The sequence below is a fragment of the Mesorhizobium sp. M7A.F.Ca.MR.362.00.0.0 genome, from assembly GCF_004023175.1.
Lineage (GTDB): Bacteria > Pseudomonadota > Alphaproteobacteria > Rhizobiales > Rhizobiaceae > Mesorhizobium.
In genome coordinates, this window is sequence record NZ_RZTF01000019.1 from 27,749 (window position 1) to 39,797 (window position 12,049).

Genomic DNA, 12,049 nt, shown 5'->3' on the forward strand with positions numbered 1-12,049 from the left:
CAAGCCGGCAACGCCACAGCCCGACCTGTCGCAACCGCCAAGCTTCAACTGAACCGGCATGGTCAAAACCATGAAAGCGGTGCGGCTGGAAGCAGTGGGCGGCATCACGCTGCGCGACGTCGACATGCCTGACATCGGTGCGGATGAGCTACTGGTGCGCATCGAAGCCTGCGGCGTCTGCGGCACGGATCGGCATCTGTTTCACGGCGAATTTCCGTGCACGCCGCCGGTGACGCCCGGCCATGAGTTCTCCGGTCTCGTCGAGGCGATCGGAAAATCGGTCTCGGGTTTTGCCATCGGCGATCGTGTCACCGGCGACCCCAACATCGACTGCGGGCGCTGCGCGCGTTGTCACGCGGGACAAACCAATCTCTGCAGCAATCTGCGCGCCATCGGCATTCATCGCGACGGCGGCTTTGCCGAATACCTTGCCTTGCCGCAGAAGCAGGCTTTCGTCCTGCCTGCGGGTCTCGATCCCATGCACGGCGCGTTCTGCGAGCCGCTCGGCTGTTGCCTGCACGGCGTCGACCTTGCCGGGATCAAACCGGGCAGCTCGGTGGTCGTGCTTGGCGGCGGCGTGATCGGCCTGCTCACCGTGCAGCTGGCAAGATTGGCGGGAGCCACGACCATCATCCTGTCGACCAGGCAAGCCTCGCGGCGCGCCCTCGCCGAGGACCTCGGCGCGACAATGACGATCGATCCAACCACCGCCGATGTCATCGATGCCATCGCCGGACCGGCGGGGCTGGTGCCAGGCGGTGTCGACGTCGTCTTCGAATGCGCAGGCGTGCGAGAAACCGTCGAGCAGTCCATGCGGCTGCCCCGCGCCGGCGGCACCGTCGTCATCGTCGGCGTGACGCCGCAAGGCATGAAAGCGGAATTCGAGCCGTTCGACCTGCTGTTCCGGGAACTGAAGGTGCTCGGTTCCTTCCTCAATCCCTACACCCATCGCCGCGCCGCCGAACTCATCGCTTCCGGTGCGATCGAGATCGACAGGCTGATCTCCAGGCAGGTGTCGCTTGAAGAAGCGCCAGCGGTGATCGCCAATCCGCCGGCGCCCGGCGAGATCAAGGTTCTGGTGATGCCGCGCCGAGGCTGAATCGCCGGTTTCGCCTCCGGTATATACAGAAAAGCTCCCTGAGCGGGTTCCGCCCAGAGAGCTTTTGAGCAGAAGTCCGGCCGACTACAGCTTGCCGTTGCGCTGCTGGACCATCATGAAGGTGTCGTAATTGTATTCGGCCACCTGCGCCCAGAGATAATGCTCCTTGCGGAAGCCCTTGATCGATTCCCAGATCTTCTTGAACGGGGCGTTGGAGGCTTCCATTTCGGTATAGACCTCGTTGGCCTTTTCGAAGCAGGCGGCCATGATCTCCTGGCTGAACGGGCGCAGTTTCGCGCCGCCGGCTACCAGTCGCTTCACCGCCGCAGGGTTCAGATAATCGTATTTCTGCAGCATGTTGGCGTCGGCCGCCTGCGCGGCAGTGTGCAGCAGCGACTTGTACGTCGGCGAAAGTTCTTCGTACTTCGCCTTGTTGAACATCAGGTGGACGGTCGGGCCGCCCTCCCACCAGCCGGGATAGTAATAATAGGGCGCGACCTTATAGAAGCCGAGCTTCTCGTCGTCATAGGGACCAACCCATTCGGCCGCGTCGATGGTGCCTTTCTCCAGCGCGGGATAGATATCACCGCCGGCGATCTGCTGCGGCACGACGCCGAGCTTCTGCACCACCTTGCCGGCAAAACCGCCGATTCGCATCTTGAGGCCGGAAAGGTCGGCCACCGTGTTGATTTCCTTGCGGAACCAGCCGCCCATCTGGACGCCGGTGTTGCCGCCCGGCAGGCCGAAAAGGCCCTGCGTGGCGAGAAACTCGTTGAACAGGTCGATGCCGCCGCCATGGTAGTGCCAGGCATTCATGCCGCGTGCGTTGAGCGAAAAGGGAACCGCCGCACCGAGCGCCCATGTCGGGTCCTTGCCCCAGTAATAATATGCCACCGTATGGCAGGCTTCGACCGTGCCGGCCGTGGTGGCGTCGGCGGCCTGCAGGCCTGGCACCAGCTCTCCGGCGGCGAAGACCTGGATCTGGAAGTTACCGTCGGTGGCTTCCGACAGCATCTTCGAGAACACCTCGGCGCCGCCATAGATGGTGTCGAGCGACTTCGGGAAGGACGACGCCAGCCGCCATGTCACCTTGGGATTGGACTGGGCGATTGCAGGCGCTGCCAGCGTGGCCGCGGCCGCCGCGGCACCGACGCCGGTGACACCGGCCTTGCGAATGAATGAACGACGATCCATGAAGTTCCTCCCTTTTGGATCAACAGGCCGACGTCAGGAAATCCTCGGTTTCCGTGTCGGTTCGTTCGAGACAATACACGGGCAAGAAGTCGAGTCCAGCACGGCGGCCCGATTTGACGGCGAAGCCCGGCTGCCCTGCAACTATAGTCTAACAGGCCGTTTCGTGGCCCATGCGACACGCTGAAACTTGGCATGGAAAAACAACCGGGGATCGCCTATTTTAGCGGCAGGTATCCCTTGCCCAGATGGAACACAGAGCAAAATGCATCAGCCGCTCGTCGCCATATCGACCGACGTCCGTCAGTTCGACAACTACACCTGGCACGCCGCCCCGCAGCAATATCTGGAAGCGGCGATCACCGGCGCCGGCGTGTTCCCGCTGTTGGTGCCGTCATTTGGCGACCGGCTCGACTTCGACGAGCTCCTGTCGTCGGTGGACGGCGTCATGGTCACCGGCTCGAAATCCAATGTGCATCCCTCGCTCTATGGCGGCGACGCCAGCGAAGCCAATGGCCCCTATGATCCGGCGCGCGACGCCACGACGCTGCCGCTGATCCGCCGGGCGATCGAACGCGGCGTGCCGCTGCTCGCCATCTGCCGCGGCATCCAGGAATTGAACGTGGCGCTGGGCGGCACGCTCGGCACCGAGATCCAGGAGCGCGAGGGCTCGCTCGACCACCGCGCGCCGGTGAGCGACAAGCAGGACGAACGCTTCGCCATCCACCAGACCATTTCGATCAAACCTGACAGTTGCCTGGCCGGTGTGTTCGGTGCCGGCGACATCAAGGTCAATTCGTTGCACCGCCAAGCCATCGACCGGCTCGGCTCGAAGCTGCAGGTCGAGGCCGTCGCCACCGACGGCACGGTCGAGGCGGTTTCGGTGCGCGACGCCCGCGCCTTCGCCGTCGGCGTGCAATGGCACCCGGAATACTGGGTCAAGTCGGACAGCAATTCGGTGAAAATATTCCGGGCCTTCGGCGATGCGGTTCGGCTGCACGCCGCAGCGAAGGCTGGCGCGCGGGCCGCAGCGGAATAATCAGTCACCAGATTTCTTATCGCCTATGGCCGCCAGCGACAGCAGCGGCAGCGCTGGGGCATAGGATTCGTAGCCGTCGCCGTCGGCAGTCGCGAAGGTGACGATCGGATCGACGCCGTTGGCGCTGAAGGCGACCGTGCCGTCGTTTTGCTCGCGCCAGAACTTCGCCTGCTCTATGCCCGGCAAGAGCCGGCGGCATTTCGGAGCAACGGTGAGCAGCGACAAACCGTCCGAAATTTCGGCCCCGCGGCTGACTGCACAGACCGCCTCATCGCCATTGGCGACCAGCCTGTAGCTGCTGGACGGGGCGGCCTCGTTGGCCACGCTTTCCCCGCTGCCGACATGAAACAACCGAACGCCGCCAAACAGCGCCCCAGCAGCGATCAATACGGAAAGTGTTTTCATCATTCTTCATCCACGCATACGGACAGGATGGAGAATGATTCCAAAGGGTTAAGCTGACGTTAATAAGTGTGGCAACACGCCTTTGGCCCGCCGAACAAAGGCAGGCATCCCAAGACAGTGCCGGCATTACTCCCGCCCCTGAACCGCGACTAGTTTATATCAGAACTTGTAACTGACGCCGACGCGGACAGCCTGGGTGGTCACGTGGGTGGGATAGAGGTAGCCGCTGTCGGTCGCCGGATTGTCGGTGAATGTGCCGAAATCGCTGTAGCGATACTCGACACGGGTCGTCCAATTTTGCGCGAAGGCATATTCGATACCGGCGCCCACAGTCCAACCTGCCTTTGTGTTGGACGAATCATCCGTCGTGGTGCCGTCGTCATATTTGGTGTCGAAGTGAGCGACGGCCAGACCGCCCGTGGCGTACAGGAGGGCAGGTCCCGTCGCATAGCCAAGACGTGCGCGCAGCGAACCCTGAACGTCGATCTTGGTTTTGATGTTGCCGGCATATGCCGAATCCACGGAGCCGCTCGCTCCCGAGGCTTCGAGATCGGCTTCGACGCCCAGAACGATCGAGTCGAAGGCCTGATTGTAACCGACGTGGATGCCGCCGAGCACGCCGTTGGATTTCCACGAATCCGACCAATCGGAAGAGCCAGTTCCTATCTCTGAATCATGGCTGTCGACATCTCCCCAGCCATACCCAATCTGGGCGCCGACATAGGCGCCGGTCCATTCGTAAGCAACAGGAGCTGAGGTAAGCGCATCGGCAGCGAACGCGCTGCCCGAAACGGCGACAAGCATTGTTGATGCAAGAAGAAGAGTTTTCACGTAGCGCCCCGCTAGTTGATTGGCGGCAAAATACTTTGACTTCAGCTGCGCATCAAGATGCCTACGTGCCAAAGCTACCGATTTCCAACCTATCGTTGCAGATCGGTCACGTTCGCCGCCGCGGTGCTTGTCCTACAAGGTCCTGGCCTTCACACTCACCGTCTCCGGCACCGGCGTCAACGGCCGACGCTCGGTGAACCAGGACACCAGATTGTCGACGCACAGATCCGCCATGGCGCGGCGGGTGTGATCCGAGGCCGAGCCGACATGCGGCAGCAGCGAGGTGTTGGGCGCGTCGAGCAGCGCCTTGGGCACGTTCGGTTCGTCAGCAAAGACGTCGAGGCCGGCGGCGGCGATGGTGCCGGTGACAAGGGCTGCCGCAAGCGCTGCTTCGTCGACAGTGCTGCCACGGCCGATGTTGACGAAGACGCCGTTGGCGCCAAGCGCCGACAGGATTTCGGCATTGACCGCCTTCTCCGTCGAGGCGCCCCCCGGCGCGACCGAAATCAGCGTATCGACGGCCTCGGCAAGTCCTTTCAGGGTCGCATGGTACTGGTAGGGAAGACCTTCGACACGGCGCCGGTTGTGGTAGGCGACCGGCAAGCCAAAAGCTTCCAGACGCCGGGCGATGGCCTGCCCGATGCGGCCCATGCCGAAAATACCCACACTGCGCCCGCGCAAGGTCAGCCGGCTCAGCGGATAGTTGCCGTTGCGCACCCAGCTGCCGTCGCGCAGCCAGGTTTCGGCGCGCGGCAGATCGCGGATGGTGTTGATCAACAGCCCGATCGTGGTGTCGGCGACCTCCTCGGTCAACACATCGGGCGTGTTGGTGACCATGATGTTCTTCGCTCGGGCATGGCCGACATCGACCGAATCATAGCCGACGCCGAAGGAGGCGATGAGCTCGAGGTTGGGTAATGCATCCATCATCGCCGCGTTGATGCCGGCAAACGAAGCGATGCCGCGCACATCGTTGCGCATCTCATCGGTGATGAGGGACGGATCGGCGCGTTCTATTCTGACACGCCTGAATGTGCGGTTGATGCGGTCGACCGCATGGTCGTTGAAATCGCCCGGCACCAAGATGGCGACGGTCTGCAACTGTTCGGCCTTGGTCATGCACGCTCCACCGGCTTGCCGGTCGACTGACGCACATGCAGTTCCGGCTTGATCAATTCCTGCGAGGGCCGCACCGTCTGGCCGTTGAGCTTGTCGAGCAACGCGCTGGCGGCGCGGCGGCCAACCTCGCGCTGGCCGTTCCAGACGGTGGTCAGCGCCGGCGTCGCGATCGCCGCCTCTTCGAGGTCGTCATAGCCGGTGACCGAGATATCGACGCCGGGCACCAGGCCGGCGCGCGCGATGCCGTTCATCAGGCCGATGGCGACAAGGTCGTTCCAGCAGCAGGCAGCCGTCGGTCTGTCCTTCAGCGCCAGGAACTGTCCGGCGGCCTCGAAGCCGGCCTGCTTGGTGCGTGGGCCGGCGATGCGCCATGACGGCCTGACTTCCAGCCCGGCCGCCTCCATCGCGTTGACATAGCCCTGGTAGCGGTCACGGCCGGTCGAGGTCTGGTCGGTGCCGCCGATCATGGCGATGCGCTTGTGGCCGAGCGAGATCAGATGGTTGGTGGCAAGGCCTGTTCCATAAGAGTCGTCGCCGCGAAAGACCGGCACGTCGGCACCCTCGACGGTGCGCGCGATCAGCACAGCCGGCAGGCCGTTCTCCTCGGCCATCACGATGTCGGAAGCCGGCGTGCCGATGGCCGGCGACATGATGACGCCGTCGGCGCCGAGCTGCAAAAGCGTATCGATGAAGGTGCGCTGCTTTTCGAGCTGATCATAATGATTGGACAGGATGAAGGTCTGCCGGCTGCGGTCGAGCTCGCTTTCGATCGAGCGCAGGATCTCGGCGAAGAATGGGTTCATGATGTCGTGGACGACGACGCCGACAATGCCGGAACGCGAGGTGCGCAGGCTGGCGGCGCGTCGGTTATAGATATAGCCGATGGCGCGGGCATGTTCCTTGATGCGGTCACGCGTGGTACCGGCAACCAGAGGGCTGTCGCGCAGCGCCAGCGAGACCGTAGCCGTGGACACGCCGAGCGCATCCGCGATCGTCGAAAGCTTGATTTTTTGTGCCAGCGACGTGTGCTCCCCGGACCTGAATTTCCAGACCTAAACTGTTTAAAGGCGGCGTTATGCCACCGATCGGGGGCAAATCAAAGTTTTTTTGCCAACGCCTCGGCCTCGACATCCGAGGCCGCGCGGCTCCGCAGCCGAAGCCTATGCTCGCGATGGACGATGTAGAGACCGCTGGCGACGATGATGGCGGCGCCGACCAATGTCCAGCGGTCGGGAAACTGCTTGAAGACGATCCAGCCGGAAATGATCATCCACACCATCTGCGAATAGGGATAGGGCGCCAAAGCCGTGGTTGTCGCCAGCCGGTAGGCCTGGACCAGCAGCCAGTGACCGACGCCGCCGAACACGCCGAGCATCAGCAGCACGAACCAGTGCCAACCGTCATGCGGCAGGGAAAACGAAAACGGCAGCAGGGGCAGAAGCAACAGCGCCGGCGCCAGCGCCGAAAACAGGATGAGGCTCTCCGATGTCTCGGTCGCCGACATGCGGCGCGTCATGATGACGTAGAAGCAGTTCGACAGCATCGAGCCGAGCGCGAAGAGATGTCCGATGCCGAAAACGCCGACGCCCGGCCGGGTGATGATGAGGACGCCGGCAAAGGCCGTCAGGATGGCCAGCCAGCGCCGCCAGCCGGCCCACTCGCCAAGCAGCGGACCGGCCAGTGCCGTGATCACCATCGGCCCGAAGAAATAGATCGAGGTGGTCTCGGCCAGTTGCAGGGATTTGAGCGCCAGGACATTGAATATGGTCGATCCGAACAGGAACGCCCCGCGCAGGATATGCGCCGGCAGATTGACCGGACGAAACCGCACCGGTTGGCGCCAGCCGCGCAGCAGCGCGCCGACCAGCACGACATGCACGGCAAAGCGCACCCAGGCAACTACCAGCACGGAAACGCCGGCAAGGACGAGGTATTTGCTTGATGTGTCGAGGAAGGTGAAGAAGACATAGGTGGAAAGCATGCACATGATCGCCACCGGGGGCGTCGCGCTTTCTACATGTCTTTGGGGAGCACTCACTTGCAGGCCGGGTGGGAAGCTGGGCTGGAGCCCACCTTTGCGGGAATTGCCGGCTCCCGGCAAGCCAATTGTCGACTGCCGCGACATGAAAGCCTGCTGGCACAACAAGAGCCGCCGGCAGGCGTAGTGCCCTGGCTAGGCGTGCATGCGGGCGCCCTTGGTGATTTTATCGACCAGCTTCTTGTCGGCGCGAAGCGCGATCCCGACCACCTTGGCGTCTTCAGGCGCGAATTCGGCGAAGACGGCACGGTTGGCCGCGTCAAAGCCGGTCGAAAACATTTCCTCGACATAGAGCGAGGTGGTCACGCCGCGCTCCAGCGTGCGCCGATGGATGGTGCCCAGCGTCGTCTGGTCGGCGGACAAAACGATGACCGGCTGGATCGACAGCGGGTTGTAGAGATTGCCGGCGCGGTCGCGATAGGGTGCACCGATGATATCGGGAAACTGCGCGACGATGCCGCTGGTCAGGAAAGCGGTGACGTTGAGTTTCTGCCAGACCGGCAGATCTTCCCTGAGCACGATTGCAAATTTCGTATCGAACATGAGACATTGGCCATTCGGTTTGTGCCCCAATGCGAGGCTGAAGGAGATGATGTCGCACGATCTAGACAGCCAGGCCTACAAGGGTCTTGGACGTTTGTGCGTCGATGCGGCGGAAAACCGTATCATCTCCGCCCCCGATCCCGCAGGCATGGAGCGGATCGAGGCGCGCTTCCATGGCAGCGCCTTCGACCTGCATCGCCACGACACCTATGCGATCGGGGTGACGCTGCACGGTGTGCAGACGTTTCGCTATCTCGGCGCTGCGCGCCACAGCCTTCCGGGCCAGATCATCGTGCTGCATCCCGACGAGTTGCATGACGGCGGCGCCGGCACCGAGGACGGCCTGCGCTACCGAATGCTCTATCTGGAGCCGTCGCTGATGCTCGGCTGCCTTGGCGGCGCTTCGCTGCCTTTTGTCAGGGATGGCGTGGTGACGGACGCCGCCTTTTGCGCAACGCTGCTTTCGGCGCTGGGTCCGTTGGAGCAGGAACTCGACGAGTTGTTCGTCGACGACTTCCTGACGGAACTGATGCAAAGCCTGACCCGGCATGGCGGCCAGTCGGCGAAGCCGATGACTAGGACGGCGTGGCGGGCGGCTGCGCTGGCGCGCGACTATCTCACGGAAAACCTGAACCGGCCGGTGCGTTCCGGCGAACTGGAAGCTGTAACCGGGCTTGATCGCTATGCCTTGTCACGGCATTTCCGTGCCGCTTTCTCCACCAGTCCACATCGCTTCCTGGTGATGCGCCGGCTTCAGCGGGCGCGGCGGATGATCGCCGCCGGCGAACCGTTGGCACAGATCGCGGTCGAAGCCGGCTTCAGCGACCAGAGCCATTTCACAAGGCAATTCAAGAAGGCGTTCGGCATGACACCGGGACGCTGGTCGTCGCTGATCCAGGGCTCTGCCGCGGCGGCTTGATCGCCTGCCGCGACAATCCGCCGGTCAGTCGTCCGATTCGGCGTCGTCGTCGATGAGCACCAGTTCCTCGTTCGAGAGGTTGGCCTCGATGCGGGCAAGCAGTTTGAACAGCGACTTCTGGTCCTTCTTGTCGAGGCCCTTCAGCGCCTGCTTTTCGGTCTTCTTCACCGATTTCTCGATCGCGTGGATGATATCGCGGCCGGTATCGGTGAGGAAAATATGCGCCTGACGGGCGTCTGCCGAGGAGGCGCGTTTTTCCAGAAAACCCTGGGCCTGCAGCCGGTTGATTGTCTTGGTGATGGTGGGTGGGCGCACGCCGAGGCGTCCGGCAAGATTGCCCGGCGTCTGGCCGTCCTCACGGTCGAGCGCCAGCATGATCTGATCCTGGCCGGCATAGAAGCCGTGCGCCAGAAGCCGGGCCGCCAGCGCCGTTCTTGCCAGCCTTGCCGCCGAATGCAGCCGGCTCATTGTCGCAGTCTTATCCGCCTTGGCCATGGTCATCCCTCTTCGGCCGTACCGGTGCGGGCAGCATAGAGGCAGCCGGCCGGTTGGCAATCGACGATGAAAAAGATTCCGGAGCTTCAAACAGCTTTGCCGGCAAGCATTGTGGTGTCCGCCGTGGCTAATGCCAGATGTTTATTTCAGTTAGATGACAAACGAATTCCCGGCCGGAATTTTCGCCGCGAGCAAAGTGATGGAGTGACCGCCGCTCAGCCGGACTTCACCGCGATGATCATCAGCGCCTGATAGGCATCCTCCAGCTCGCGCAGCGCAGCCTGCGATTGCGGTCCGGCCCGCCTGGCTATGCCGTCCGCGGCATTCGAGGTGTCGCGCTCGCCCGACCGGTCGTTGTAGGGCGCGACAGCGGTGAAAATCTGCTCGCTGAGGCTGTCCGGGAAGAACAACTGTCCGGTCATCACCGAACTGTCGTCGGGAAAGACCTTGAAATGGATGTGGGTGGTGCGGCCGCGATACCAGCCGGGATAGATCGTGGCGAAGGAAACGATGCCACTCGCGTCGGTCCTTTGCCAACCACGCAGGAAGGTTTGGCCCGAGGTGTCGAGATCGCGGCCATCACCCTGTCCGGGATAGCCGGAATAGGCGCCTTGCGCGTCGCAATGCCAGATGTCGACACGAGCGCCGGCAAGCAGGCGGCAGCCCGCGTCGACAACCTGCAGCCGGACATCAAGGGCAATGCCCTTCTTGCCTTCGGTGACATCGGCGCGTTCTAGCTTCGGATCGAAATAGAACGGTCCCTCGGTCGCCTCGGGCGTGATGGTGCAGACACCGGCGCCGTTTTCGAACAAGGCCAGTCCGGCATAAGGTGAAGTCTGGTCTGCCATCGCGGCGGCGGGCAGGAAGGCGCCACCGCCGGCGGTGACCGCGATCAAACCGAGCGCCTGGCGCCGGCTCATTGAGAACGAGGATGGCTTGCCGGACATATCTTGCCTCTCGAATTGGCCTCTGTCGCCCTGATCTAGGCGATCACAACGGCTTTCGCCAACGATTCGGCAATGCAGCAAGCCGGTTTGGCCCATCGGTTTGCCCCGTGCAAAAGCCCGGCGCACATCCTATATGGAGCCAACAATCCCATTTCTTAGGCCGAATTTTCGCGGCCAAGATAATTCGAGGCAAGCCATGAGCGACGCACAGACGCAGATCCCCGTAACCGTTCTCACCGGCTATCTCGGCGCCGGCAAGACGACGCTGCTCAACCGCATCCTGTCGGAAAACCACGGCAAGCGCTACGCCGTCATCGTCAACGAGTTCGGTGAAATCGGCATCGACAACGATCTGATCGTGGAATCCGACGAGGAAATCTACGAGATGAACAATGGCTGCGTCTGCTGCACGGTGCGTGGCGACCTGATCCGTGTCGTCGAGGGCCTGATGCGCCGCCCCGGCCGCTTCGACGCCATCGTCGTCGAGACCACCGGGCTGGCCGATCCGGTGCCGGTGGCACAAACCTTCTTCATGGACGACGACGTGCGCTCCAAGACCAGGCTTGACGCGGTGGTGGCGCTGGTCGACGCCAAGCACCTGCCGTTGCGGCTCAAGGATTCCAGGGAAGCCGAGGACCAGATCGCCTTCGCCGACGTCGTCGTGCTCAACAAGACCGACCTCGTCACGTCAGAAGAGCTCGCCAAGGTCGAGGCGACGATCCGCGCCATCAATCCGGCGGCAAAGATCCATCGTACCACCCGCGCTGGCGTCGACCTGACCGAAGTGCTCGACCGCGGCGCCTTCGACCTGTCGAGGGCACTGGAAAACGATCCGCACTTCCTTGAGGCGCATGACGATCACGACCATCATGACCACGACCATGACGGCCACGATCACCACCATGATCATGACGGGCACCACCATCATGCGCATGCTTCCGACATCCATGACGTGACGGTGCAATCGGTTTCGCTGCGCGGCGGCGAGATGGACCCGAAGAAATTCTTCCCATGGATCGAGAAGATCACCCAGATGGAAGGCCCCAACATCCTGCGGCTGAAGGGCATCATAGCGCTCAAGGGCGATGATGAGCGCTATGTCATCCAAGGCGTGCACATGATCATTGAGGGCGACCACCAGCGCGCCTGGAAGGACGGCGAGAAGCATGAGAGCCGGCTGGTGTTCATCGGCAGGGAACTCGACGCCGAGCGGCTGAAGAAGAGTTTTGACGCCTGCCAGGCGGCTTGATTTCCAGACTTTATAGCGCTAGCGCTGCCCCTCCTTCCTTCTCCCCTTGTGGGAGAAGGTGGCCGGGCGAAGCTCGGTCGGATGAGGGGTGTTCCAGCTTGGCGCTGACGGAGATCCGTCACCCACCCCTCAACCGTCTCGGCGCTGCGCGCCGATCCACCTTCTCCCACAAGG

The 12,049-nt window shown here is 62.7% G+C and carries 14 protein-coding genes and 1 pseudogene (1 of these 15 only partly in view); 6 read left to right on the plus strand and 9 right to left on the minus strand.

The genetic code is table 11. The features are described 5' to 3' along the window. Positions 1 to 52: pseudogene (locus EOC06_RS04915) on the plus strand (TRAP transporter large permease subunit) (it extends 1,725 nt beyond the left edge of the window). A gap of 18 nt (positions 53 to 70) precedes the next feature. Beyond that, a complete protein-coding gene (locus EOC06_RS04920; RefSeq protein ID WP_164898469.1) occupies positions 71 to 1,099 on the plus strand; it encodes a zinc-dependent alcohol dehydrogenase family protein in 1,029 nt (342 codons plus the stop codon). Between the two features lie 84 nt (positions 1,100 to 1,183). Here the strand turns inward: EOC06_RS04920 and EOC06_RS04925 are convergent, their stop codons facing one another. Continuing rightward, a complete protein-coding gene (locus EOC06_RS04925) occupies positions 1,184 to 2,293 on the minus strand; it encodes a TRAP transporter substrate-binding protein (RefSeq protein WP_013528215.1) in 1,110 nt (369 codons plus the stop codon). A gap of 262 nt (positions 2,294 to 2,555) precedes the next feature. Here EOC06_RS04925 and EOC06_RS04930 point away from each other — a divergent pair, with 262 nt between their 5' ends. After that, the gene (locus EOC06_RS04930) at positions 2,556 to 3,329 is read left to right on the plus strand and encodes a gamma-glutamyl-gamma-aminobutyrate hydrolase family protein (protein ID WP_127266508.1); all 774 of its coding nucleotides are present in this window, start codon (positions 2,556 to 2,558) and stop codon (positions 3,327 to 3,329) included. On the opposite strand, the gene EOC06_RS04935 is transcribed toward EOC06_RS04930, so the two are convergent. The 6 genes from EOC06_RS04935 to EOC06_RS04960 all read right to left on the minus strand — a co-directional run bounded on the left by EOC06_RS04935 (position 3,330) and on the right by EOC06_RS04960 (position 8,265). Beyond that, positions 3,330 to 3,734 carry a hypothetical protein gene (locus EOC06_RS04935; RefSeq protein ID WP_164898468.1) on the minus strand — a complete coding sequence of 135 codons (405 nt, stop codon included), beginning with the start codon at positions 3,732 to 3,734 and terminating at the stop codon, positions 3,330 to 3,332. It abuts the gene before it with no gap. Between the two features lie 159 nt (positions 3,735 to 3,893). Then, complete coding sequence (locus EOC06_RS04940; protein WP_128307227.1) at positions 3,894 to 4,637, minus strand: outer membrane protein; 744 nt, start codon at positions 4,635 to 4,637, stop codon at positions 3,894 to 3,896. A 60-nt stretch (positions 4,638 to 4,697) separates the two neighbouring features. After that, positions 4,698 to 5,684 (minus strand): 2-hydroxyacid dehydrogenase, encoded by a 987-nt coding sequence (locus EOC06_RS04945; protein WP_127331400.1) that lies wholly within the window; start codon positions 5,682 to 5,684, stop codon positions 4,698 to 4,700. Then, on the minus strand, positions 5,681 to 6,703 hold the full coding sequence (locus EOC06_RS04950; protein WP_127259551.1) for a LacI family DNA-binding transcriptional regulator: 1,023 nt from the start codon (positions 6,701 to 6,703) through the stop codon (positions 5,681 to 5,683). Before EOC06_RS04950 ends, EOC06_RS04945 begins: the two co-directional genes overlap by 4 nt. Before the next feature lie 77 nt (positions 6,704 to 6,780). Continuing rightward, a complete protein-coding gene (locus EOC06_RS04955) occupies positions 6,781 to 7,665 on the minus strand; it encodes a DMT family transporter (protein ID WP_164898470.1) in 885 nt (294 codons plus the stop codon). A 192-nt stretch (positions 7,666 to 7,857) separates the two neighbouring features. Beyond that, the gene (locus EOC06_RS04960) at positions 7,858 to 8,265 is read right to left on the minus strand and encodes a DUF2000 family protein (protein ID WP_128307228.1); all 408 of its coding nucleotides are present in this window, start codon (positions 8,263 to 8,265) and stop codon (positions 7,858 to 7,860) included. Positions 8,266 to 8,314: 49 nt separating this feature from the next. Here EOC06_RS04960 and EOC06_RS04965 point away from each other — a divergent pair, with 49 nt between their 5' ends. Then, positions 8,315 to 9,184: an AraC family transcriptional regulator gene (locus tag EOC06_RS04965; RefSeq protein WP_128307229.1), complete on the plus strand. Its 870-nt coding sequence runs from the start codon at positions 8,315 to 8,317 to the stop codon at positions 9,182 to 9,184. A 24-nt stretch (positions 9,185 to 9,208) separates the two neighbouring features. Here the strand turns inward: EOC06_RS04965 and EOC06_RS04970 are convergent, their stop codons facing one another. After that, positions 9,209 to 9,679, minus strand: coding sequence for a MarR family winged helix-turn-helix transcriptional regulator (locus EOC06_RS04970; RefSeq protein WP_127266503.1), 471 nt, complete (start codon positions 9,677 to 9,679; stop codon positions 9,209 to 9,211). A gap of 66 nt (positions 9,680 to 9,745) precedes the next feature. On the opposite strand from EOC06_RS04970, the gene EOC06_RS04975 reads away from it, so the two are divergent. Further along, complete coding sequence (locus EOC06_RS04975; RefSeq protein WP_127319450.1) at positions 9,746 to 9,931, plus strand: hypothetical protein; 186 nt, start codon at positions 9,746 to 9,748, stop codon at positions 9,929 to 9,931. On the opposite strand, the gene EOC06_RS04980 is transcribed toward EOC06_RS04975, so the two are convergent. Next, positions 9,895 to 10,626 (minus strand): intradiol ring-cleavage dioxygenase, encoded by a 732-nt coding sequence (locus tag EOC06_RS04980; RefSeq protein ID WP_128307230.1) that lies wholly within the window; start codon positions 10,624 to 10,626, stop codon positions 9,895 to 9,897. The genes EOC06_RS04975 and EOC06_RS04980 overlap by 37 nt on opposite strands. A gap of 196 nt (positions 10,627 to 10,822) precedes the next feature. On the opposite strand from EOC06_RS04980, the gene EOC06_RS04985 reads away from it, so the two are divergent. Beyond that, positions 10,823 to 11,875: a GTP-binding protein gene (locus tag EOC06_RS04985; protein ID WP_128307231.1), complete on the plus strand. Its 1,053-nt coding sequence runs from the start codon at positions 10,823 to 10,825 to the stop codon at positions 11,873 to 11,875. The last annotated feature ends 174 nt before the right edge of the window (positions 11,876 to 12,049 follow it).